17 protein-coding genes and 1 pseudogene are annotated in these 22,844 nt (G+C 68.1%); 11 read left to right on the plus strand and 7 right to left on the minus strand.

Annotation, left to right across the window (positions count from 1 at the left end; all coding sequences use genetic code 11):
* Positions 1-87: 87 nt before the first annotated feature.
* The gene (locus tag FHX72_RS02395; RefSeq protein ID WP_183622829.1) at positions 88-3,087 is read right to left on the minus strand and encodes an AAA family ATPase; all 3,000 of its coding nucleotides are present in this window, start codon (positions 3,085-3,087) and stop codon (positions 88-90) included.
* Positions 3,084-4,235: an exonuclease SbcCD subunit D gene (locus FHX72_RS02400; protein WP_183622831.1), complete on the minus strand. Its 1,152-nt coding sequence runs from the start codon at positions 4,233-4,235 to the stop codon at positions 3,084-3,086. The genes FHX72_RS02395 and FHX72_RS02400 overlap by 4 nt, the downstream gene beginning before the upstream one ends.
* Before the next feature lie 77 nt (positions 4,236-4,312).
* Here FHX72_RS02400 and FHX72_RS02405 point away from each other — a divergent pair, with 77 nt between their 5' ends.
* Positions 4,313-4,885, plus strand: coding sequence for a CDP-alcohol phosphatidyltransferase family protein (locus tag FHX72_RS02405; RefSeq protein ID WP_068478241.1), 573 nt, complete (start codon positions 4,313-4,315; stop codon positions 4,883-4,885).
* On the opposite strand, the gene FHX72_RS02410 is transcribed toward FHX72_RS02405, so the two are convergent.
* Positions 4,857-5,672, minus strand: a complete 816-nt coding sequence (locus FHX72_RS02410; protein WP_068478303.1) for a DUF3097 family protein — start codon at positions 5,670-5,672, stop codon at positions 4,857-4,859. The two genes, FHX72_RS02405 and FHX72_RS02410, sit on opposite strands and share 29 nt — an antisense overlap.
* 256 nt (positions 5,673-5,928) lie before the next feature.
* Between FHX72_RS02410 and FHX72_RS02415 the strand changes: the two genes are divergently transcribed.
* The 3 genes from FHX72_RS02415 to FHX72_RS02425 all read left to right on the plus strand — a co-directional run bounded on the left by FHX72_RS02415 (position 5,929) and on the right by FHX72_RS02425 (position 7,936).
* A complete protein-coding gene (locus FHX72_RS02415; RefSeq protein WP_068478243.1) occupies positions 5,929-6,429 on the plus strand; it encodes an FHA domain-containing protein in 501 nt (166 codons plus the stop codon).
* Positions 6,430-6,431: 2 nt separating this feature from the next.
* Positions 6,432-7,121 carry a transcriptional regulator FtsR gene (gene ftsR, locus FHX72_RS02420; RefSeq protein ID WP_183622833.1) on the plus strand — a complete coding sequence of 230 codons (690 nt, stop codon included), beginning with the start codon at positions 6,432-6,434 and terminating at the stop codon, positions 7,119-7,121.
* 272 nt (positions 7,122-7,393) lie between these two features.
* Positions 7,394-7,936 (plus strand): MerR family transcriptional regulator, encoded by a 543-nt coding sequence (locus tag FHX72_RS02425; protein WP_068478247.1) that lies wholly within the window; start codon positions 7,394-7,396, stop codon positions 7,934-7,936.
* Positions 7,937-7,967: 31 nt separating this feature from the next.
* Here FHX72_RS02425 and FHX72_RS02430 read toward each other — a convergent pair whose 3' ends face one another.
* Positions 7,968-8,831 carry an AAA family ATPase gene (locus FHX72_RS02430; protein WP_183622835.1) on the minus strand — a complete coding sequence of 288 codons (864 nt, stop codon included), beginning with the start codon at positions 8,829-8,831 and terminating at the stop codon, positions 7,968-7,970.
* Between the two features lie 78 nt (positions 8,832-8,909).
* Here FHX72_RS02430 and FHX72_RS02435 point away from each other — a divergent pair, with 78 nt between their 5' ends.
* The 3 genes and pseudogenes from FHX72_RS02435 to def all read left to right on the plus strand — a co-directional run.
* Positions 8,910-12,332 (plus strand): pyruvate carboxylase, encoded by a 3,423-nt coding sequence (locus tag FHX72_RS02435; protein WP_183622837.1) that lies wholly within the window; start codon positions 8,910-8,912, stop codon positions 12,330-12,332.
* Entirely contained in the window at positions 12,325-13,731 is a 1,407-nt protein-coding gene (locus FHX72_RS02440) for a mycothione reductase (protein ID WP_068478252.1), read from the plus strand. The genes FHX72_RS02435 and FHX72_RS02440 overlap by 8 nt, the downstream gene beginning before the upstream one ends.
* Positions 13,728-14,216 (plus strand): annotated as a pseudogene (def, locus tag FHX72_RS02445) (peptide deformylase); the annotation flags it as partial. The gene FHX72_RS02440 and the pseudogene def, both read left to right, overlap by 4 nt.
* Positions 14,217-14,342: 126 nt before the next feature.
* Here def and FHX72_RS02450 read toward each other — a convergent pair.
* Positions 14,343-16,163, minus strand: coding sequence for an AMP-dependent synthetase/ligase (locus FHX72_RS02450; RefSeq protein ID WP_068493306.1), 1,821 nt, complete (start codon positions 16,161-16,163; stop codon positions 14,343-14,345).
* 174 nt (positions 16,164-16,337) lie between these two features.
* Between FHX72_RS02450 and FHX72_RS02455 the strand changes: the two genes are divergently transcribed.
* Both FHX72_RS02455 and FHX72_RS02460 read left to right on the plus strand, forming a co-directional pair.
* Positions 16,338-17,057, plus strand: coding sequence for a lysophospholipid acyltransferase family protein (locus FHX72_RS02455; RefSeq protein ID WP_068478256.1), 720 nt, complete (start codon positions 16,338-16,340; stop codon positions 17,055-17,057).
* A 132-nt stretch (positions 17,058-17,189) separates the two neighbouring features.
* Positions 17,190-18,575, plus strand: coding sequence for a class II 3-deoxy-7-phosphoheptulonate synthase (locus FHX72_RS02460; RefSeq protein ID WP_183622842.1), 1,386 nt, complete (start codon positions 17,190-17,192; stop codon positions 18,573-18,575).
* 165 nt (positions 18,576-18,740) lie between these two features.
* Here the strand turns inward: FHX72_RS02460 and pknB are convergent, their stop codons facing one another.
* Positions 18,741-20,741, minus strand: coding sequence for a Stk1 family PASTA domain-containing Ser/Thr kinase (gene pknB, locus FHX72_RS02465; RefSeq protein WP_183623968.1), 2,001 nt, complete (start codon positions 20,739-20,741; stop codon positions 18,741-18,743).
* Positions 20,742-20,875: 134 nt separating this feature from the next.
* Here pknB and FHX72_RS19585 point away from each other — a divergent pair, with 134 nt between their 5' ends.
* Positions 20,876-21,220 (plus strand): Rv2175c family DNA-binding protein, encoded by a 345-nt coding sequence (locus FHX72_RS19585; protein ID WP_183622844.1) that lies wholly within the window; start codon positions 20,876-20,878, stop codon positions 21,218-21,220.
* A 54-nt stretch (positions 21,221-21,274) separates the two neighbouring features.
* Here the strand turns inward: FHX72_RS19585 and FHX72_RS02475 are convergent, their stop codons facing one another.
* Positions 21,275-22,357: a polyprenyl synthetase family protein gene (locus FHX72_RS02475; RefSeq protein ID WP_183622846.1), complete on the minus strand. Its 1,083-nt coding sequence runs from the start codon at positions 22,355-22,357 to the stop codon at positions 21,275-21,277.
* 87 nt (positions 22,358-22,444) lie between these two features.
* Between FHX72_RS02475 and FHX72_RS02480 the strand changes: the two genes are divergently transcribed.
* Positions 22,445-22,828 (plus strand): DUF3040 domain-containing protein, encoded by a 384-nt coding sequence (locus FHX72_RS02480; RefSeq protein WP_183622848.1) that lies wholly within the window; start codon positions 22,445-22,447, stop codon positions 22,826-22,828.
* The last annotated feature ends 16 nt before the right edge of the window (positions 22,829-22,844 follow it).

A 22,844-nucleotide genomic window follows, 5' to 3' on the forward strand; every position in this document is an offset into this window, starting at 1 on the left:
TCCGCGCGGGCCGCCTGTGGCGCTCGACGGCTTGTGGCTTGCCTGCCTGTGTCTGCCGGCTTCTGTCTGCCGGCTCGCGCGTGCCGGTTAGCTGGTCCTGGCGTGCACCCTGCTCTCACCGTGGGCGTCGACCGTGACCTGGAGCTTCGACGTGATCTGCTCCTGCATGGCCTCGACATGGCTGATGACGCCGATCGTCCGACCGCCGCTGCGCAGGCGGTCGAGTGTGGCCATCGCCGTGCCGAGCGTCTCGCCGTCGAGGGAGCCGAAGCCCTCGTCGATGAAGAGCGTGTCGAGGCGAACCCCGCCCGCCCTCGAGGTGACGGTCTCCGCGAGGCCGAGCGCCAGCGCGAGCGAGGCGAGGAACGTCTCGCCGCCCGAGAGCGACTCGGTCGCCCGCGATCGGCCCGTGTAGGCGTCGACGATGCGCAGCCCGAGGCCTGACTGGGCGCCGCGGAATTGAAGGCCGTCGTCGTGCTCGAGGCTGTAGCGGCCGGCGGTCATCCGCGCGAGCTGTGCGTTGGCGGCGGCCACGATCTCCTCGAGTTCCGCCGCGAGCACGTAAGCCTCGAGGCTCATGCGCTTCTCGTTCGGTTCCTGCCCCGACAGGGTGCCGGCGAGCACGCGCAGGGTCTCCGCGCGCGCAAGCAGTTCTTCGCTCGTCGCGAGCTCCGTGCCGAGCCTCGCCACGAGTCCGCCGAGGCGAGTGGCCAGCTCACCGAGGCGCGTGTGCGTCGCGACCTGCGCGTCGTGGGCGCGCCCCGCGGAGGCCCTGGCCTCTGATGCAGCGGCGACGTCGACGGGCTCGGCGGGCACGTCCTGCAGGTTCAGGTCTGCGAGGGCCGACTCGGCCGACGCGCTGGCCTGCTCGTGGGCGCGGATGCGCGCGTCGAGCTGCGCGGCGGCCGCCTGGGGGAGCAGGGCGGCGGCCGCGGCCTCCCGGTCGGCGAACGACGAGTTCTCGAGCGCGGCCGAGAGCCGCGCTTCGGCTTCCTCTGCTGCGGTTCTGGCGGCGTCAAGGTCGCGGGTGAGGTCGTCGAGCGCCCCCGCGAGTTCGTGCGTGCGCCGAACGTGGAGGGCGCGGGCCGCGATGGAGGCGAAGCCGCCGAGTCCGGCGTCGACCCGGGCGGCGTCGGCGCCGAGGCGGGCGTCGAGTGCGCTGATCTCGGCCGCGAGCTCGCCGTCGCGCGACCGCGCGTTCGCTTGCTCCACGAGCAGCGTGCGCTCGCGCTCCTCGAGGTCGGCAAGCTGCTTCCTGTGCTGCGCGAGCGCCTTCGTGGCGTCGCGGCCGAGCCCCACACGCTGCTTCGCCTCGACAAGCTCGGCCTCGAGCTGCTCCGCTGCGCGGCCGTCGAGGCGAGCGTCAAGAGCGCCTGCCCGCTGAACGAGGGCCGCGAGCGCGACCTGCGCCTCGGCGTGCGTGTCGTTGGCCTTCGCCGCAGAGGTGCGCGCGCGATCAAGCGCAGCGTCGCTCACGTCGTCGACGTCGTCGCCCTCGGCCGGGGCCGGGTGCTCCCGGCTCCCGCAGACAGGGCACGGGGCGTCGTCGGTCAGCTCGTGCGCGAGCACAAGAGCGCTGGAAGCAAGTCGACGCGCAATGAGGGCGCGCTCCGCGGCGGACTCGGCGGTTGCGAGCTCCGCGAGGCGAGCGCTGCGCTCGAGCGCAGCGAGCTGCTCGGCGACGAGGGAAGCCCGCTCCGTCGAGACGGCGATGAGCTGGGTGGCTCGTTCGAGCCGCTCCTCCTCGCCTGGCAGGGCCGCGGCCTGCACCTCGCTGCCGGTGATGTGCTCGTGCAGCAGCGCGCGTCGCTCGGGGTGCAGCGCCAGCTCGGCGTTGACCTTCTCGAGCCGCGCCCCGTTCTCCGTGCGCGCGGATCGAAGCTCCTCGAGCGTTCTCCGCTCGTTTGGCAACGCCTTCTCGAGTCGCAGGAGCTCCTCGAGCGTTCCGAGCACGCGGGCAGACTCGTCGACCAGCCCCGCGAGTGCCTCGCCGCGCTGAGGGGGTTGTTCACCGGCGCCGCCCGGGGCTTCCCGGAGGTGCCCGAGCAGTTCCTCCGAGGCTTTGGCGCGGGTGGCACTGAGGCGGCTGAGCTTGGTCGCGGTCGAATCGCTGAGCTGCAGCCCGGACTCCAGCGGCGCCGCGGCGCGTGCGCGCTCGAGCTGGCGCCGAGACGCCGCGACTGCCTCGGCCTCTGCCGCGAGCCTGGCCTGCTCGTCGAGGAGCCGTTGCCGGCGGCTCTGCAGCTCCTGCACCCTCTTGGCCTCGCCGAGCGACGCCTCTGCGCGCTGCTGCGCGGCGGCCGTCGTCGCGGTCTCCTCGGCTGCGCGGGCCGCGGCCGTCGTCGCGAGGCCGAGGCGTCGCTCGGCGTCGGACAGCGAGAGTGGTGACGCGGGGGCGTGCCCCTCGGTGACCTCCGCCGGCGTCAGGCCCTCGATCTCGAGAGTGATGCGCGCGACGGCGGCGGACGCCGACTCCGCGGTGGCGACGGCCTCGCGCCGCGCATCCACGAGGTTCGCCGTGAGGCGCTTGAACCGGTCGGTGGCGAACAGCGCCCGCAGTACGGCCTGCCGCTCGCCCGTGGACGCGTGCAGGAACTCCTGGAAGCGGTTCTGCGCGAGCAGCACGACCTGCAGGAACTGCGCCCTGGAGAGCGGCAGCACCTCGGCGAGCGCCTTCGCGACGTCGACGGGCTTCGCAGCGATGCCGTGCCACTCGCCGTCGACCCGCTGCGAGAGCTGCGCCGCGGCGTTGTGCTTCGTCGTGCCGGAGCCCCGCCGCTTGGGCCGCTCGTAGTCGGGCTCGCGGCGCACGAGGTACCTGATGTCGCCGAGCTCGAACTCCAGCTCGACGTAGCTCGGATCCTCCGGTGCCGCGTGGTGGCTGCGGATGCCGTGCGCGCTCTGCCCCTCGTAGCGTGGCACGCTGCCATAGAGTGCGAAGACGATGGCATCGAGCACGCTCGACTTCCCGGAACCCGTCTTCCCGCTGATGAGGAAGACGCCGTCACCGGCGAACTGGTCGAAGTCGACCTGCTGCTCGCCCCGGAACGGGCCGAACCCTGCGATCCTCAGTGCGCTGATCCTCATGCGTCTGCCCCCATCTCCGCGAGCTGCCGCTCGACCAGCTCGCGCTCGTCGTCGCTCAGCCCCTCGCCGCGCCGGACGAACGTAAGGAACCCGTCGACGAGCTCCGCGTCGCTCCTGCCTGTGCCCACCCTCGCGGCGTAGCCTGCCGTCGCGTACTGCTCGGGGGCGCTCGGCGCGAACTCGATGAGCGCGCAGTACGGGAAGCGCTCCTGCAGCCGGCGCATCGCGTCGAGCGGCCGCACGTTATCCGTCAGCACCGCTCGCACCCAGTCCTGCTCGGCGGCGGCGTGCGCGGGCGATGCGAGCAGCTCGTCGAGCGTGCCCGTCAGCGTGGTCATCTCGCGGGGCACCGGCAGGTCGACCCAGGAGACCTGCTCGAGCCCGTCGGCGTCGAGGTCGACGAGCCAGCCGCCTCGAGGCTTCCCGCCCTCACCGAAGGTGTAGTGCAGGGGAGCACCGGAGAACCGAATGGACTCCTCGAGCGTCTGCCTGCCGTGGATGTGCCCGAGCGCTGCATAGTCGACACCCTCGAACGTCAGGGTCGGCACGATGTCGAGCCCGCCCGCCGTGATGTCGCGCTCGAGCCCCTCCGCCTCTGCCATGCTCGCCCCCGCGAAGCAGTGGGCGAGCACCACCGAGCGCGCCCCGCGCCGGGTCGCGTCAGCCCGCACGGCGTCCATCGCGACCCCGAGCACACCGGCCTGCGTGCCGGGGGTTCCCTCCGGGAGCATTCGCCGAACCAGGAGCGGCTCGAGATACGGGATGCCGTACACGGCGACCTCGCCGTGCTCATCGGTCAGCAGCACCGGCTCGGCGAGGGCCTCGGGGTCGGCACGCACGTGCGCGCCGCCGAACGCCGCCCACTCTGACTGGAAGCCTAATCTTGCGGCCGAGTCGTGGTTCCCGCTCGAGAGGATCACGACGGCACCGGCCTCGCGGATCGCTCGGATTGCCGTCGTGAGGAACTCGAGGGCAGCCCGGGACGGGGTGGCCGAGTCGAACACGTCGCCCGCGACGAGCACGGCGTCGACGCCGTGCTCGCGCACGATCGAGGGGATCGTGTCGAGCACGCCGCCGAGCGCCTCGAGCGTCGAATGGCCGTGGAAGGTGCGCCCGATGTGCCAGTCGGAAGTGTGCAGGAGTCTCATCGAGGACAGCCTACGAACATCCACCGACACGCTGGTCTCCCCAGCCCAGGAGGGGGAGTCGCTGAGAGGATGTGCGCATGGGACAAGAGCAGCGGAAGGCCCCGATGCGATGGGCGACGTTGCCGAACGCCATCTCGGTGGCCCGGCTGCTCGTCTTCGTCCCGCTGACCATCTGGCTCGCGGCCGAGGGACGTGAGCTCGCGGCCACGCTGAGCCTTGCCGCGTTCGGTGCGACCGACTGGATCGACGGCTTCCTCGCTCGGCGCCTCGGGCAGGTCTCCCGCGTCGGGGAGATCCTCGACCCCGTCGCCGACCGGCTCGGCATCATCATCATCGGGCTCGGACTCGCGCTCCTCGGCTACTTCCCGTGGTTCGTCCTGATCACGATCTTCCTGTGCGACGCGGCGCTGCTTGTCATAGGCCTCACACGCCTCGAGCGGGTCAGGGAGGGCCGCGTCAATCTTCTCGGGAAGGCGAGGTCGGCGTTCATCATGGTCGCGATGCCCTTGCACCTGCTGTCGTACGCGGCTCAGGTGCCGGCAGAACCGCTGCGCGGAATCACCTGGTGGATGCTCCTGATCGGCACGGTGCTGCACGTCGCGGCAGGTGCGGTGTACGCCGTCAGGTACCTGCGTCGCCAGGCTCCGTGACGAAGTCGATGAGTTCCTCCACACGGCCCAGCAGCGAAGGCTCGAGGTCGCGATAGTCGCGGACCCGCTCCAGGATTCGCTGCCAGGCTCTCGCCGTGTCCGCCTGCTCCTCTGCCGGCCAGCCGAGCGCGCGGCAGATGCCCTTCTTCCAGTCCTGCCCGCGAGGGATGACGGGCCACGCCTTGAGCCCAAGGCGCTCCGGCTTGACCGACTGCCAGACGTCGACGTACGGGTGACCGACGACGCGGACATGCGACGCGCCGAAGCGTCTCGTGATGTCGTCCGCGATGCGCTGTTCCTTCGAGCCTTTGACGAGGTGGTCAAGCAGCACGCCGACGCGCCGGGTCGGGCTGGGGCCGAAGACCGTGAGCACCTCTGCCAGGTGGTCGGCGCCCTGCAGGAACTCGACGACGACCCCATCGATGCGGAGATCGTGGCCCCACACCTTCTCGACGAGCTCGGCGTCGTGCTTGCCCTCCACGAAGATGCGGCCCGACCGTGCAGTGCGGGCTTTCGCATCGGCGACATGGAACGAGCCCGAGGCGCTCCGCGCGCGCCCGGTCGGCTGCTTCGCTGTGGGCGGGCCGAGGAGCACGGGCTCGTCCTCGAGCAGGAAGATCGAGTCGGCGGGGAACGCCTTGCGCTGCCCGTCGAAGTCCTGGAGCGTCACCGTCTGCTTGTTGGCAGACGCGAGGCGCCCATAGAAGCCGGTGGCCGCATCCTCAAGCCACATCCCGCTCGCCATCGGCACCTTGCGGGTCAGCGGCGCCGACTTCCGTTCTCGCATTCGCGCGATGGGATCACCGCCGTATCGATCCTCGAAGTCAGCGCGATCGCCGGAAGCAGACAGGTCTAGCACCCAGGCAGTGTACGTCGAGGGCGAATTGTTCGCCCAGGGAGAAAGGCGGAACGATTTCCTCTCTCGTTTCGACAACACTCAGTCGTCTGACGCACAATGGCTGGCGGTGCTTGTGCAGTTAACCGACCGGAATTCGGGCACCCCCGATTCCGCTACGCTTGAGCACCGACTCGAGGAGGCAAATATGGCTGGTTCTGACGCTGAGGCGCGGACCCCTGAAGGCGACGGCGTTGTCGATGAGCAGACGCAGTCTTCGACGATGTCGTTTACGGGCGATTTCAGCGCGCAGCTCGCCGCGCTCATCGCTGGCGGCGTGTCGAAGGAGGAGATGGAATCCATCAGCGCGCTTCCTTCCGGTTCTGCTCTCCTGATCGTGCGTCGCGGATCCAACGTCGGCGCGAGGTTCCTGCTCGACACCGACCTGCAGGTCGCAGGGCGGCACCCGAACGCGGAGATCTTCCTCGACGACGTCACGGTTTCGCGCCGCCACGCAGAGTTCACGAGGCACGGCCGCGAGTTCCACATGCGCGACCTCGGGTCGCTCAACGGCACCTACTACAACGGCGAGCGCATCAACTCCGCAGTGCTCACGAACGGTGGAGAGGTGCAGGTGGGTAAGTTCCGCCTCACTTTCTACAGCTCTCCGCTCGACACGAGCTTGACCTCCGCGTCTGCCGGGAACTGAACGTGGCCGCTATCGCGGCGGCTTCTTCCAGAGGGCAGGGCCGCACGCTCAGCATCGGTCAGGTCCTGCAGCGCCTGAACGTCGAGTTCCCTGAGCTGAGCCCCTCGAAGCTTCGCTTCCTGGAGGACAAGGGCCTTGTGCATCCGGAGCGCACCCCGAAGGGCTACCGTAAGTTCTCCGCAGGCGACGTCGCTCGCCTGCGCGAGGTGCTCACGATGCAGCGCGACCTCTACCTGCCCCTCAAGGTGATCGCCGAGTACTTCGACGCGCTCGACCGAGGTCTCGAGCCCGAGCTTCCGGGATCGAGGGCTCCTCAGCGACAGACGATGCTGCCTGCCGGCACCGTGCTCGACCGCGCGCAGCTTCTCGAACGTTCGGGTGCGAAGCCCGCGCTGCTCGAGCAGGCCGTGAGCGCCGGGCTCATCCCGGCTGCGAGCCGGTACCAGGACGACGAGCTCACGATGCTGAGCACGCTTGTTGAGCTCGAGAAGGTGGGCATCGAACCTCGCCACCTCAGGCCGTTCCGCGCTGCTGCGCATCATGAGTTCGGCCTCATCGAGCAGGCCCTCTCCACCAGCTCACGACGGTCCCGCTCTGGCGGTGAGACGAGTGAGCGCGCGAACGAGCTGGCCGAGCACCTCGAGTCTGTCCGCAGGTCGCTGATCCGTCAGGCCGTGCGGGGTCGGAGATAGGTTCATCCTCCACTTGAACTTTAAGTGGATTCGGGCGGGCCACACCCGTGTCGCGACACGCCGCCAGGGCTGCCCGGATGCCCGAAATTCGGGGCGAGTCAGGGCAAGGACCACATCGTTGTCGTTCGGAAGTAGCCGCGGCGCATGCGCTCCAATAGAATCGACCAAGACGGCTCGGGACTTACCTCAAGTTCCCTTGTGGTAAGCCCCAGCGCTTACGCCCCAGGAGACCTGGGTGCTGAGCCAGTCGAAAACGTGTGAAAGGTGCAGGCATGAGCGAGCAGGGACAGGGCGACGCGCCAACCGGCGGCGAGTTGGTCTTCACCGACGGCATTCCGGACCTCGATCCGGGTTCCGGATACCGCGGCGCCGTCGCCGCGCGTGCCGCCGGTATCACGTACCGCCAGCTCGACTACTGGGCACGCACGGGGCTCGTCGAGCCGACCGTCCGTGGGGCCAAGGGGTCTGGGTCGCAGCGGCTCTACTCTTTCCGCGACATCCTGGTGCTCAAGCTCGTGAAGCGTCTGCTTGAAACGGGCATCTCGCTCCAGCAGATCCGCACTGCAGTCGACCAGCTCCACGAGACCGGAGTCGTCGACCTCGCCCAGACCACCCTCATGTCCGACGGCGCGAGCGTCTACCTCTGCACCTCGAACGACCAGGTCATCGACCTCGTGCATCGGGGTCAGGGCGTCTTCGGCATCTTCGTCGGACAGGTCCTCCGCGAGGTCGAGTCGACGCTCGTCGACTTCGAACAGCAGACGATCGACCCGGTTGACGAGCTGGCGGCCCGCCGCGCGAACCGCGCAAGCTAGGTCGCGCCTCCCGCAAGCCGAAAGGCGAACGCTAGCTGTTCGACCGGCCCCGCTGACGCCCACGCGTCACCGGGGCTTCGTCGTCTGCGCCGGCGGCTTCTGTGTAGGCGCCGAGGCGGCCTGCACGCATGATGCGCTCGAGGAGCGTGTCGAAGCTCGCAGCCATTTCCTCCGCCGAACTTCCCGGCCAGAGGTGCACGGGCTTCGCGGCACCCTGGGCCTGCTGCAGCGACGTGCGTTCGGGCAGGGCTGGTGAGAGCACAAGCGGGCCGAACATGTCGCGCAGCTCGCCAAGCCGGAACTGGTGCTCGATCGACTGATGCTTGGCCCTGTTGACGATGATGCCAAGCGGCTGGAGCCTCGGTGAGAGCTCGCGCCTGATCTCGTCGACGGCGCGGAGGGCGCGGTCAGCGGCGGCGACGGAGAAGAGTCCAGGTTCGGTCACGACCGCAACGCGGTCTGAAGCGGCCCACGCCGTCCTGGTGAGTGCGTTGAGTGACGGCGGGCAGTCGATGAGCACGAGGTCGTAGTCGGCCTCGACGACGGCCAGGGCCTCCTCCAGACGCCAGATCTCGCGGATCGACGGGTTCGGGGTGTCGAAACTCAACGCGGCGGGGCTTCCGACCATGAGGTCGATCACCCCGTGGCTCCCCTCGCCCCATGAGGAGCGAGCGATTGCGGCCCTGACGGTGCTCGGCTTGGGGGAGCGCAGGACGTCGGCGATCGTCGCCCCGTCCTTGGCTCTGGCATCGAGGCCGGTGGAGACGTCGGACTGGGGATCCAGGTCGACGACGAGGGTTCTGAGCCCACGGGCCCAGGCGGCGGAAGCGAGGCCAAGGGTCACCGTGGTCTTGCCGACGCCGCCCTTGAGAGAACTGATGCTGAGGACGAACACCTGCCCAGGCTACATTCACTAGGCTTGGCGTCACGTTGCTGCATGCCCCTGTCGTTGTTGTCGGAAGGTGGAACACCGGTGTTCAAGAAGATCCTGGTCGCGAATCGTGGCGAGATCGCGATTCGCGCATTCCGCGCCGCAGTTGAGCTTGGAGCGCGGACGGTCGCGGTGTATCCCTACGAGGACCGCAACTCCCTTCACCGCCTGAAAGCTGACGAGGCGTACCAGATCGGGACCGTCGGGCAGCCGGTTCGCGCGTACCTCGACGTCGCAGAGATCCTGCGTGTTGCGAAGGAGTCCGGCGCAGACGCGATCTACCCGGGCTACGGCTTCCTGAGCGAGAACCCAGAACTCGCGCGCGCTGCCCACGAGGCGGGAATCGCCTTCATCGGGCCACCCCCGCGCGTGCTCGAGTCCGCGGGCAACAAGGTCACGGCCAAGAACCAGGCGATCGCCGCCGGTGTGCCCGTCCTCGCTTCGAGCCAGCCCTCCACCGACCTCGATGCGCTGTGCGCAGCCGCCGAGGAGATCGGCTTCCCGATCTTCGCCAAGGCCGTCGCAGGCGGCGGCGGGCGCGGGATGCGCCGCGTCGAGCGCCCTGAGGACCTTCGCGAAGCCCTCGAGTCGGCCATGAAGGAAGCGGACAGCGCCTTCGGCGACCCGACGATGTTCGTCGAGCAGGCGGTGCTGCGCCCTCGCCACATCGAGGTGCAGATCCTCGCTGACGAGCACGGCAACGTCGTGCATCTCTTCGAGCGCGACTGCAGCGTGCAGCGCCGCCACCAGAAGGTCGTCGAGATCGCACCTGCCCCCAACCTGTCGCAGGACGTCAGGGACAAGCTCTACGCCGACGCGGTCGCCTTCGCGAAGTCCATCGACTACGTCAACGCCGGCACCGTCGAGTTCCTCCTCGACACCGCCGGGCCCCGCGCGGGTCAGCACGTCTTCATCGAGATGAACCCGCGCATCCAGGTCGAGCACACGGTCACCGAGGAGGTCACCGACGTCGACCTCGTGCAGGCGCAGATGCGCGTCGCCTCAGGTGAGCGCCTCGACGACATGGGGCTCGAGCAGCACCAGCTCGAGCTGCACGGCTTCGCGCTGCAGTGTCGCATCACCACGGAGGACCCGTCGCAGGGATTCCGACCGGACACCGGCGTCATCACGACGTACCGCTCCGCGGGCGGCTCCGGCATCCGCATCGACGGTGGCACGATCGCGACGGGCGCCGAGGTGCTGCCGCACTTCGACTCGATGCTCATGAAGCTCACGGCCCGCGGCCGCGACTTCCCCGCAGCTGTGCGGCGCGCACGCCGCGCGCTCTCCGAGTTCCGTATCCGCGGCGTCGCCACGAACATCCCGTTCCTCCTCGGCGTGCTCGACGACCCCGACTTCCAGCGCGGCGACGTCGCCACGGACTTCATCGAGAAGCGCCCTGGCCTGCTCGAGTACCGCCGCCCTGGCGACCGGGGCACGAAGATCATCAACTGGCTCGCCGACGTCACGGTCAACGCGCCTCACGGTGCCAGGCCGACTTCCGTCGAGCCACGCACGAAGCTGCCAGCGCTCGACAGCGCGTCGCCGTTGCCCGCCGGGCGCCGCCAGGAGCTCGTCGACCTCGGCCCTGCCGGGTTCGCCGCCAAGCTGCGCTCGGAGCGACGCCTCGCGGTCACCGACACAACCTTCCGGGATGCGCACCAGTCGCTCCTCGCAACACGGGTCCGCACGCGCGACCTCGTGACGGCGGCACCGTACCTGGCAAAGCTCACGCCTGAGCTGCTCTCCATCGAGGCCTGGGGCGGCGCGACCTACGACGTCGCGCTCCGGTTCCTCGGCGAGGAGCCCTGGGAGCGCCTCGCGAGCCTCAGGGAAGCCGTGCCGAACATCCCGCTCCAGATGCTGCTCCGCGGTCGGAACACGGTCGGCTACACGCCGTACCCGGAGGCGGTGACGAAGGCATTCGTGCACGAGGCGACCGCGACGGGGGTCGACATCTTCCGCATCTTCGACGCGCTCAACGACGTGTCGCAGATGCGCCCAGCCATTGACGCGGTCCTCGAGACGGGCACAGCGGTTGCCGAGGTCGCCCTCTGCTACACGGGCAACCTCGCCGACCCGGACGAACCGTTCTACACGCTCGACTACTACCTGCGCCTCGCGGAGCAGATCGTCGACGCGGGCGCGCACATCATCGCCATCAAGGACATGGCGGGGCTCCTTCGGCCACAGGCCGCCTCGAAGCTCGTGACGGCCCTGCGGGACCGCTTCGACCTGCCCGTGCACCTGCACACGCACGACACGGCAGGCGGGCAGCTCGCAACGATCCTCGCCGCCAGCGAGGCCGGAGTCGACGCGGTCGACGTGGCGAGCGCTCCGATGTCCGGCACAACAAGCCAGGCGAGCCTCTCGGCCCTTGTCGCCTCGCTCGAGCACACCGAGCGGGACACCGGCATAAGCCTCACGAACGTGACCGACCTCGAGCCGTACTGGGAGGCCGTTCGCCTGGTCTACCGTCCCTTCGAGTCAGGCCTGCCGGGCCCGACAGGGCGCGTCTACAAGCACGAGATCCCGGGCGGTCAGCTGTCGAACCTTCGCCAGCAGGCCATCGCGCTTGGCCTCGCCGACGAGTTCGAGCGCATCGAGGACATGTACGACGCCGCCGACAAGATCCTTGGCCGCATTCCGAAGGTCACGCCCTCGTCAAAGGTCGTTGGTGACCTCGCGCTGCATCTCGTGGCCGTCGGCGCTGACCCGGCCGATTTCGCCGAGAACCCTGGCAAGTACGACATCCCGGACTCCGTCATCGGCTTCATGGCGGGTGAGCTCGGCGAGCTTCCAGGCGGGTGGCCTGAGCCCTTCCGCAGCAAGGTGCTCGAAGGCCGCGACGTGAAGATCGAGGTCACCCCGCTCTCCGCCGCCGACGAGGCGGGCCTCGCGGGCGACAGCCTGGAGCGCAGGCGCACGCTCAACCGGCTCCTCTTCCCGCAGCCGACGGCGAGCTACGAGGACACGGTCCGCCTCTTCGGCGACCTGTCGGTGCTCGACACCCTCGACTACCTGTACGGGCTCGAGCCCGGCGAAGAGCACGTGATCCACATCGGCAAGGGCGTGCAGTTGTTCGTCGGGCTGGAGGCCATCGGCGAGCCGGATGCGGACGGCATGCGCACCGTCATGGCCACGCTCAACGGGCAGCTCCGTCCCGTCTTCGTGCGTGACCGGAGCATCAAGGTCGACACGATTGAGCGGGAGAAGGCGGACAGCGGCAACCCGGGCCATGTCGCCGCGCCGTTCTCCGGTGTCGTGACGCTTCGCGTCGAGGTCGGAGAGCGTGTTGCCCAGGGGCAGACGGTCGCGACCATCGAGGCCATGAAGATGGAGGCGGGCATCACGGCGCCCGTTGCCGGCACCGTCGAGCGCCTCGCCATCTCCTCCTCGCTCGAGGTTGGCAACGGCGACCTGCTCGTGGTTGTGCGCCCAGGGCCAGAGAGCGCAGATGACTGAGCTCCCAGAAGCCGAGCACTTCGGCCTGCTCATCATCGGGGCCGGGTCGGGGAACACCCTCCCGCCGGGAGATGAGAGCGGGCCGACGACCGCGATCGTCGACGACGGCGAACACTTCGGCGGAACCTGCCTCAACGTGGGGTGCATCCCCACGAAGATGTTCGTGCACGTGGCCGATGTGGTTCGAAACGCACGGGATGCAGAGCGCCTCGGTGTTCACGACGTGCGCCTGCGCCCTTCGTGGCCGGAGGTGCGCGACCGGGTCTTCGGTCGCATCGACCACATCAGCGAGAGCGGCGAGCACTACCGCGAGAGTGGAAACCCGAGGGTCACGCTCGTTCGCGAGCGCGTCGAGATGCTCGGCGACCGAGAGGTGCTGACCGCGTCCGGGCGGCGTCTCCGTGCGGACACGCTGGTGATCGCCGCCGGTAGCAGGGCTCGTCAGCACGACGTCGTCCCACTCGACTCGGCGCTCGTGCACACCTCGGACACGATCATGCGCGTCGACGTTGTCCCTCGCCGCCTGGCGATCATCGGAGGCGGATCGATCGCGTCCGAGTTCGCGCACGTGTTCGACGCCTTCGGCTCCGAGGTCACCCAGCTCGTGCGCGGCCGGGTGCTCTCGTCGCTCGACGCCGACGTGGCGGCGACGTTCACGGAGGCCGCTCGAGAGCGCTGGCGCGTCGAGACGAACACCGCCGTCGTCGGGTTCTCCGACGAGGGCGGCGTCGCGACGCTCACGACAGACACGGGGGAGCAGCTCGAGGTCGACGCCGTACTCGTCGCGATCGGGCGCATCCCGAACACGGATACGCTCGGCACGTTCGAGGTGGGCTTCGACCACCACGACGACGGGCGGCTTCGAGTGGACGCCTACCAGCGCGTCCTCCGCGACGGCCACCAGGTTCCCGGTGTGTTCGCGCTCGGTGACATCGACTCCGAGCACCAGCTCAAGCACGTCGCGAACCACGAGGCGCGAGTCGTCGCGCACAACATCGCCGCCGAGCCTGGCCGCCGTCTCATGAAGAACACGCTCGGGCCGGTGCCAGACGTCGTCTTCACCGAACCACAGATCGCGAGCTTCGGGGTCACGCTCGAACGTGCAGAGCAGCTCGGCTACGACGCCTTCGAGGTTGTGCACGAATACGGGTCGACGGCGTGGGGCTGGGCGCTCGAAGACAAGCGCAGCTTCTGTAAACTCGTCATCGCGCGTGGGAGCGCGACCATCCTCGGGGCGCACATCATTGGCCCGGACGCGGCGGTCCTGCTCCAGCCCCTCGTCCTCGCGTCGAGCTTCGGGCACTCCATCAGGGGCCTCGCGCGCGGCCAGTACTGGCCACACCCCGCGGCTAGCGAGGTGGTCGAGAACGCGCTGCTGCGCGCCGAGGAGGAACTGTGACCGTTCGCCCAATCCGCTACTACGGAGACCCGGTGCTCCGCACCCCGGTCGAGCAGATCACGGTTGTCGACGACCGCATCCGGAGCCTGGTCACCGACCTACTGGATACGACCGCGATCGAGGGGCGGGCGGGGGTCGCCGCCCCTCAGATCGGCGTCGGGCTCGCGGCTTTCTCGTACAACATCGACGGGGAGACGGGCTACGTCCTTAACCCCGTGCTCGAAAGCACGTGGGGTGAGCTCGAGGAGATCGACGAGGGCTGCCTCTCCGTACCGGGGCTCTGGAACCAGACGCCACGGTACGAGCACGCGCGGGTTACGGGCATCGACCTCGACGGTGAGCCCGTCGTGCTCGAAGGGTCCGGCCTCATGGCGCAGATGTTGCAGCACGAGACTGACCACCTCAGAGGCGTCGTTTACATCGACACGCTCGCGCCGGAGCACCGGAAGGCTGCAATGCGCGAGATCCGCAGCAGTGAGTGGTTCGCGCCGGCGACGGCCGCTTCTAGCGCCGGGGCGGCAAGGGCAGCAAAAGCCAGCGCCTTCGGCCGCTCGTCTCGCTGACGAGGCTGACAGAAGGCGCTGGCTGCGTGCCGCGTGGGGCCTGCTCCGCTACTTGAGTGTGATGCCCTGAGTGGCGGGGGCGGCGTTGTATATGCCCTCGATGATCCCTCGGTACTTCTCGAGGATCACATGGCGCTTGATCGACATCTTGGGCGTGAGTGTCCCGTTGGCTTCCGTGAACTCTCCGTCGAGCACAACGAACTTGCGGATCGACTCGGCCCGGGAGACGCGAGTGTTGGCGCGGTCGACGGCGTGCTGGATCTCGGCAAGCACCTTGGGGTGCTCTGCGGCCTGAGCGACCGAGATGTTCGGGTCCTCGCCGTTGTTGGCCAGCCAGGTCTTGAGCATCTCGGGGTCGAGCGTGACCAGCGCCGAGATGAACGGCCGCTGGTCACCGACGACCACGATCTGGCCGACAAGCGAGTTGGCGCGAATCGGGTCCTCGAGCGCGGCGGGGGAGACGTTCTTCCCGCCGGAGGTCACGATGATCTCCTTGATGCGGCCGGTGACCGTGATGTACCCGTCCTCGTCGATCGAACCGAGGTCACCCGTCTTGAACCACTCACCGTCGAACGCGGCGGCCGTGGCTTCTGGGTTCTTCCAGTACTCGCGGAAGACGTTGATGCCCTTGACCTGGAGCTCGCCGTGTTCGTCGGTGCGGACCGAGACGCCGGGAAGCGCAGGTCCGACGGTGCCGATCTTCGACTTCTCGGCGAGGTTCACGGAGGCGGGCGCCGTGGTCTCGGTGAGGCCGTAGCCCTCGAGGATGTTCACGCCGATGGCGCGGTAGAAGTGCCCGAGCCGAGCGCCGAGGGGTGCAGAGCCGGAGACGGCGTGCTTCACGTGGCCGCCCATGACCTCACGAAGCTTCGAGTAGACGAGCTTGTCGAAGAGCTTGTACTGCAGCCCGAGGACAAAGGGCGTCCTGCCCGCATCCTGCGACTCCGAGTAGCGCACAGCGACGTCGGCCGCCTTGCGGAAGATCTTGCCGCGCCCGCCAGCCTCTGCCTTCTGCTCCGCGGAGTTGTAGACCTTCTCGAAGACACGCGGCACGGCGAGGAGGAACGTCGGGTGGAAGGTGCCGAGCGACTCGACGAGCTTCGACGTGTCGGGCTGGTGGCCGACCTTCACGCCGCCGTAGATGCAGAGCACCGAGATTAAGCGAGCGAAGACGTGCGCGAGCGTGATGAAGAGCACGGTGGACGCGCCGGGGTAGATGAGCGCGCCGAGGGGATCTTTCACGTTGCGGCACAGCTCGACGAAGTTCGAGTGCGTGATGACGCAGCCCTTCGGGCGTCCCGTGGAGCCGGAGGTGTAGATGAGCGTCGCGATGTCATCGCCGTTCGCGAGGCCGCGGCGTCGCTCGATCTCCGCATCGTCGACCCCAGCCCCTAGGCGGATGAGTTCCTCGATGGCCCCGGCGTGGAGTGCGTAGCGCACTCGAAGCGTCGAGACGGTCTCCGCGATCTCTTCGAGCTTGTCGTCGTGCTCGGGCAGCTCCGAGATGATTCCGACTGCCCCGGAGTCCTCGAGCATCCACTCGATCTGCGCCGACGAGCTTGTCTCGTAGACGGGCACCATGACCGCGCCCGCGTACCAGAGGGCGAAGTCGACGAGCGTCCATTCGTAGTTGGTCTTCGCCACGAACGCGATGCGCTCGCCGGGCTCGACGCCAGCGGCCACGAACCCCTTGGCGAGGTCATTCACCTTGGCGTGGAAGTCCCGAACGGAGACATCGCGCCAACGATCGCCCTCCGGGAGCCCGAAGAGAGCAAGGTCCGGGGATTCTCGCAGCCGGTACTGGAGCAGGTCTGTGGTGTTCCAGCTCGGCTCCGGGCTGACTACGGCGGGGGTCTCGGATAGCTTCATTGCAACTCCTGAGTATCTTCCTGGTCGTGAGCCGCCTGAACGTAGATGGGTCTGGGGTATCCAGCTTCACGTTCAGTGGTCCTCAACCCTACCGTTTCGGACACGGCGAGCGGCGCAACGGGGTGGGCATGTCCCGAGTACACTGATGTGCCATCGCCTATCGGGAGGCCACGCATGTTGTATTGGGTGCTCAAGCATCTCTTCGCAGGTCCCTTGGTGCGCGGAACCTTCCGCCCCTGGGTGCGCGGCGTCGAGAACATTCCCGCAAAGGGTCCGGTCATTCTGGCGTCGAACCACCTCTCGGTCATCGACTCCTTCTTCATGCCGCTCTCGATCGACCGCCGCGTCTTCTTCCTCGCGAAGAAGGAGTACTTCACCGGCACGGGAATCAAGGGCTGGCTGACCGCGCAGTTCTTCAAGAGCACCGGGATGCTCCCCATCGATCGTGGCGGCGGAGCTGCCAGCGAGGCATCGCTGCAGACGGGCCTGCGAGTGCTGAGCCAGGGCAAGGTGCTCGGTATCTATCCCGAGGGGACACGGAGCCCGGACGCCCGCATGTTCAGAGGCCGAACAGGCATCGCGCGCATGATCATGCAGGCTGACAAGCCGGTCACCGTCGTCCCCGTTGTCATGGTCGACACCGAGCGCGTGCTGCCCATCGGCGCGAAGGTGCCCCGGCTCCGCAAGGTCGGAATGGTGTTCGGTGAACCGCTTACGTTCACCCGCTACGAGGGCATGGCCGCCGACCGCTTTGTGCTCCGATCCATCACGGATGAGATCATGAGCGAGCTGCACGCCCTCAGCAACCAGGACTATCGCGACATCTATGCCTCGTCCATCCGCAACAAGATGGATGCAGACGCCAAGGCGCTAGTCGCCGCTCAGAAGCCCTGAGCGATCACACCTGCACTGCGTGAGCTGCCCCGAGTATCGTCGGGGCAGTTCAGCGTGAGATTCAGAACCACCAGTGCCGCAGCCAACGAGCTGTCGGCATGAGATCAGAGACATGAGATCAGAGAAGCGAGCATGAACGAATTCACTTCCACCCGCACCGAGTCGATTCCGACGCCCGCCGGCGTGCTCGAGGGCCTCGACGCCTGGCGTGACCTGCCGATCAGGCAGCAGCCGCAGTGGGGCGACGCGACCAAGGTCGCAAGCGTCTCCGGTGAGCTCGCGTCGCTGCCGCCGCTCGTCTTTGCAGGCGAGGTCGACCGGCTGCGCGATCGCATCGCGACGGCTGCCGCCGGTCAGGCGTTTGTCCTCCAGGGTGGTGACTGCGCGGAGACCTTCGCGGGTGCGACCGCGGACAAGATCCGCGCCCGCGTGCGGACGATCCTGCAGATGGCCGTCGTCCTGACGTACGGCGCCTCGATGCCGGTCGTCAAGATGGGTCGCATGGCTGGCCAGTTCGCGAAGCCCCGCTCGAGCGACAACGAGACTCGCGGCGACGTGACCCTCCCCGCCTACCGCGGCGACATCGTCAACGACTTCGACTTCACGGAAGAGGGACGCACGCCGGACCCCGAGCGGATGCTCCGCGGCTACCACACCGCAGCATCGACGCTGAACCTCGTGCGCGCGTTCACGACGGGCGGCTTCGCCGACCTGCGTGAGGTGCACTCCTGGAACCAGGGCTTCGCCGCGAACCCGGCGAATGCACGCTACGAGCAGCTCGCCGCTGAGATCGACCGCGCGGTGCGCTTCATGGCCGCTGCTGGCGCAGACTTCTACGCGCTGCGCGACGTCGAGTTCTTCGTCGGCCATGAGGGACTCCTCATGGACTACGAGCGTCCCATGACCCGCATCGACTCCCGCACGGGTCAGCCGTACGACACTTCAGGTCACTTCATCTGGATCGGCGAACGCACGCGCGACCTCGACGAAGCGCACGTGGACTTCTTCAGTCGAGTGAAGAACCCGATCGGTGTGAAGCTCGGGCCGTCGACGACACCCGAGACGATGCTGCGACTCATCGACAAGATCGACCCGAACCGCGAGCCTGGACGCCTGACGTTCATCACGCGAATGGGTGCTGGCAAGATCCGCGACGCGCTCCCACCCCTGCTCGAGGCCATCAAGAGCAGCGACGCGCAGCCGCTCTGGATCACCGACCCGATGCACGGCAACGGCATCACGACCCCGAACGGCTACAAGACGCGTCGCTTCGACGACGTCGTCGATGAGGTCAAGGGTTTCTTCGAAGCGCACCGCGCCGCGGGAACGCACCCGGGTGGCATCCACGTGGAGCTCACGGGTGACGACGTCACCGAGTGCCTCGGCGGCTCAGAGCAGATCGACGAGAAGACGCTCGAGACGCGCTACGAGTCGCTCTGCGACCCGCGTCTCAACCACATGCAGTCGCTTGAGCTCGCGTTCCTCGTCGCGGAGGAGCTCCGCGCCGGGAAGCGCTAGCGCTCGACACGAGCAAGAAGAAGGCGCACCCCGGAAACGGGGTGCGCCTTCTTCTGTCGTGCGGGCGGCTCCGAGTGCGGGCGGTGTCAGCAAGTGCGGGCGGTGTCAGCAAGTGTGGCCGGCGGCCGAGGGACGCGGGAGAGCGAGCGCGTCAGGGCTCGAGGGTCAGTACGAGGCGCCCGTCGTGATCGTGACGCGTGAACCCTTCTCTGCCTGCTGGCCCGCGGCCGGCGTTTGTTGCGTCACGCGGAAGAGGTCAAGCAAGGCATCGGAGGGCACGAGGTGGCTGACGGTGAAGCCCGCCCCTTCGAGAGTTGCGATCGCCTGCCTGGCGGTCTGACCCACGACGTTCGGCACGCTCACCATCTCTGGGCCCTTAGACACGGAGATGTTGATGGTGTCACCGGGAACAACCGGGTCGGTCGTCGTCGAGTAGGCGATCACGACACCAGCCGCGACCTCGCTCGAGAACTCGGTGCTCGAGACATTGACGACGAGGCCGGCGTCCTCGATCTGCTTCGTGGCGTTCGCCTGCGTCTCGCCCGCGACGTTCGGCACCACTCCGGCTGAGGCGACCAGACGGATCGGCTGGCCCTCCGCGAGGGTGGAGGGGAGGGGGGCGCCGTTGTTGTCGGTCGCCGAGAGCACGACATCTTCCTCTTCGTCGGAGAACTGACGCAGGGTTGTCGCAGGGTCGTAGGTGAAACCGGCCTCAGTGATGGCGCTCTCGGCTTCCTCGAGCGTCAGGCCTTCGAGGGGAGGGACGGTCAGCATCTCGGGGCCGGCGGAGACGACGAGCGAGATCGGCGTTTCTGGTGCCAGCGACGTACCTGCCTGCGGGTCCATGTCCATCACGGTCCCTGCGGCGACCTCGAGCGAGAACTCCTGAGTCACCTCGCCGACAGTGAAGCCCGCGGCCGTGATGACGGATTCGGCGTCTGTCTGGGTGAGTGAGACCGCCTCTGGGACGGTGTCGTAGGAACCTGGCCCGAGGCCGAACCACCAGCCGACGCCGCCCGCCGCGGCGACGACGGCGATGAGCAGCACGGCGATCACGGCGCCGAAGCGGCGCCGCTTTCGCGCGCCGGTCTCGGCCGTCGTCGTCGCCGGTGGGAGTGGTGACGCGACTTCGCTCGAAGACTGCTCTGAGAAGGGTGGAGCGGTGACCGTCGTCGGGGCCGCGCCAGGAGCAAACGGCTCGACGTGCCCTCCCGCGAAGTCAGGAGGTGAGGAGGCCGACGAGAGCTGACTCGTGATGAGGGCCAGCTCGGTGGGATCGGTGTCCTCGATGTCTTCGTCCGAGGCCGTCGCGAGGACGGCAGTCGCCGGGGCCGGGCGCACGGACTGGCCGAGCTCCGCCTCTGCGCGGCGCAGCGCCTCGAGCATGACGCCGGCATCTGCCGGACGGAGCTCGGGATCGCGCTCCGTGGACCAGGCGACAAGCTCATCGAGCTCGTGCGGCACGTTCGGGTTGACCTCGCTCGGGGCCGGCACAGTCTCGTTCGCGTGCCGGTAGGCGATGTTCACCGGCTGGTCGCCGCGGTACGGCTGCTCGCCGGTCAGCATCTCGAAGAGCATGATGCCGAGTGAGTAGATGTCGCTTCGGACGTCCGCGGTGCCCTTCGTCACGAGCTCGGGGCTGAGGTAGGCGATCGTGCCGAGGAGGACCTGGCCGGTGGCCGTGTTGGCGCTCGCAGCGCGAGCCAGGCCGAAGTCGCTGAGCTTGATGCGGCCGTCGTCCGCGAGGAGCACGTTCTCCGGCTTGAGGTCGCGATGCACGATGCCGAGCTTGTGCGCGGCCTGAAGGCCCGCGAGCACGGCGTCCATGACGTCGATGGACTGCTCCGGCGTGAGCTTGTGGTGGTCGTGGAGCAGGTCGCGCAGCGTGATGCCCGGGATGTACTCCATGACCATGTACGCGAAGACTTCGTCGTCGCCCTGGTCGTAGACGTTCACGACATTCGGGTGCGTGATCTTCGCCGCGGACCGCGCTTCGCGGATGAACCGCTCACGGAAGCGCTCATCGGCCGCGAGGTGGTCGTGCATCACCTTGATTGCAACGCGGCGTTCGAGGCGCAGATCAGTGGCGACATAGACCGTAGCCATGCCGCCCTTGGCGATCAGAGAGCGCACTTGATATCGGCCGTCGATCAGACGGCCGATCATGTCGTCGGGACCAACGGGACTCACGTCGTGCAGGATAGCCCGACGAGGCGGGCGCCTCCCGGATGAAACACCGCACGGCGGCCAGGAATCATTCGAGCTCGCATCGGCGGGCCGGGTCTGCGACCATGTGAGGCGTGAGTGACGTCTTCAGTACCCGTGAGTGGTACACGATTCCCCAGGCCGCAGCCGAGCTCGGCGTCTCGACGGGGCGCGTGTCGACCCTGATCGAGGACAAGCAGCTTCTGTCGTTCCGCATCGAACGCGAGCCGCGCATCCCTCAAGAGTTCATCAAGGACGGAGAGCCCCTCGCCGGCCTGCGCGGAACGCTGTTCCTGCTCGGCGACGCCGGGCTCAGCGCTCACGACCAGATGGTGTGGCTCCTGAGCGTTGACGAGACGCTCGGCGTCGCCCCACTGGACGCGCTCGTGCAGGGTCGCAAGACCCAGGTGCGCCACGCCGTCCAGCTGCTCGAGATCTAGCCCGGACCTGACCGCCGGTCTGTCCCAGTAGGTTTAGTCCGCCTGGTGGGCCCTTTAGTGCTCGCGGTGGGCGGTTCGCTCGGCGAGCCGCTCGAGGAGCGTGCGCGATGCGTCGTCGAGCTCCAGCTCCTGCAGTCCGGCGAGCGCCTCGCTGAGCGAGGAGCTGATGAGTTCCTCCGTGCGCTGCAGCCCGCCCGAGTTCGTGATGAGCTCCTGCATCCACACGATGTCGGCGTCCGTGAGCCCCTGGTCGCCGAGCAGCTCGTCGAGTCGCGCGGAGTCTTCGGGGGTCGCAAGCTCTTGAGCGGCCGCGATCATGAGCGTGCGCTTCCCCTCGCGCAGATCGTCGCCGCTCGGTTTACCCGTCACTGCTTCGTCTCCGAAGACGCCGAGGACGTCGTCTCTGAGCTGGAACGCGAGGCCGAGTGGCAAGCCGAACGCGCGGATCTGCTCGACAAGCGCGTCGGATGCGCCACCCAGGAGTGCGCCGAGCACAAGTGGTTCCTCGACGCTGTACCTGGCTGACTTGGAGATCGCGATCGTCGTCGCCCTCGCGGCGCGAGCGTCGATAGGAACGACGGGCCAGGCAACTTCCTCGACGAGGTCGAGGTACTGGCCTATCGTCACCTCACCGCGCATCTTGCTGAACTCCGCTCGCGCACGGACTGCGTTCTCGGGGGAGACCAGGGCGCAGGCCTCCACAAAGAGCTGGTCGCTCCAGACGAGGAGGAGATCACCGAGGAGGATGGCGGCGCTCAGCCCGAAGTGCTCTTCATCGCCCGCCCAAGCGGAAGCCCTGTGGTGCTTCGCGAACGCGCGGTGTGTGGAAGGGGCGCCGCGGCGCGTGTCCGACCGGTCGATGATGTCGTCGTGCACCAGTGCGGCGGCGTGGAAGAGCTCAATGGAAGCGGCGGCCAGCACGATAGCCTCGCTGGGATCCGACGTGCGTGCCGCGCTGCTGTAGCCAGCCGCGCAGAACGCCGCTCGAAGCCGCTTGCCGCCAGTCGTGAACGCCGCGGCCTGCGTGAGGAAGGCGGGCACATCGACCCCGATGGGCCCCAGAACTCGCAGGTTTTCGGCAATTGTGGCGTCCAGACGCCGCTGGACTTTGGAGGACAGCGCAGAACTCTCAGACACGACACCACTCTACCCAGGTGCACGCGCCTACAATGGGCGCAATACTTCGGAGCGGGGCTCCGATCGCCCCTTGAGCACGAGGTCAACATGGCACTATCTGAGCAAGAGCAGCGGTTGCTTGATGAGATGGAGCGCAGCTTCTACCAGAACGATGCGGACGTGGTGTCCACATCGCCGAGAAGCGGTGTTGCGGTCACCACGCGATCCGTTGTCGTCGCGTTTCTTTCCGTCGCTGTTGGCATCGGCGTTGTCGTTGCCGGCGTCGCCACCAACATCCCCGTCCTCGGGGTCGTCGGGTTCGTCCTGATGCTCGCCGGAGTCGTCTACGCGTTCGCCGCCCCCAAGGGGTCGGCGTCGCAGTCCGATCCATTGCCGACGGGGCGCCCCTCACCGAAGAGCGGCGAGTCGTCCGACGGGTCCTTCATGGACAAGCTCGGCAACCGCTGGGACAAGCGGCAGCAGGGCGAGTAACCTTCAGGGCGAGTGG

The organism is Pseudoclavibacter helvolus (assembly GCF_014191305.1).
GTDB classification, from domain to species: Bacteria; Actinomycetota; Actinomycetes; order Actinomycetales; family Microbacteriaceae; genus Pseudoclavibacter; species Pseudoclavibacter helvolus.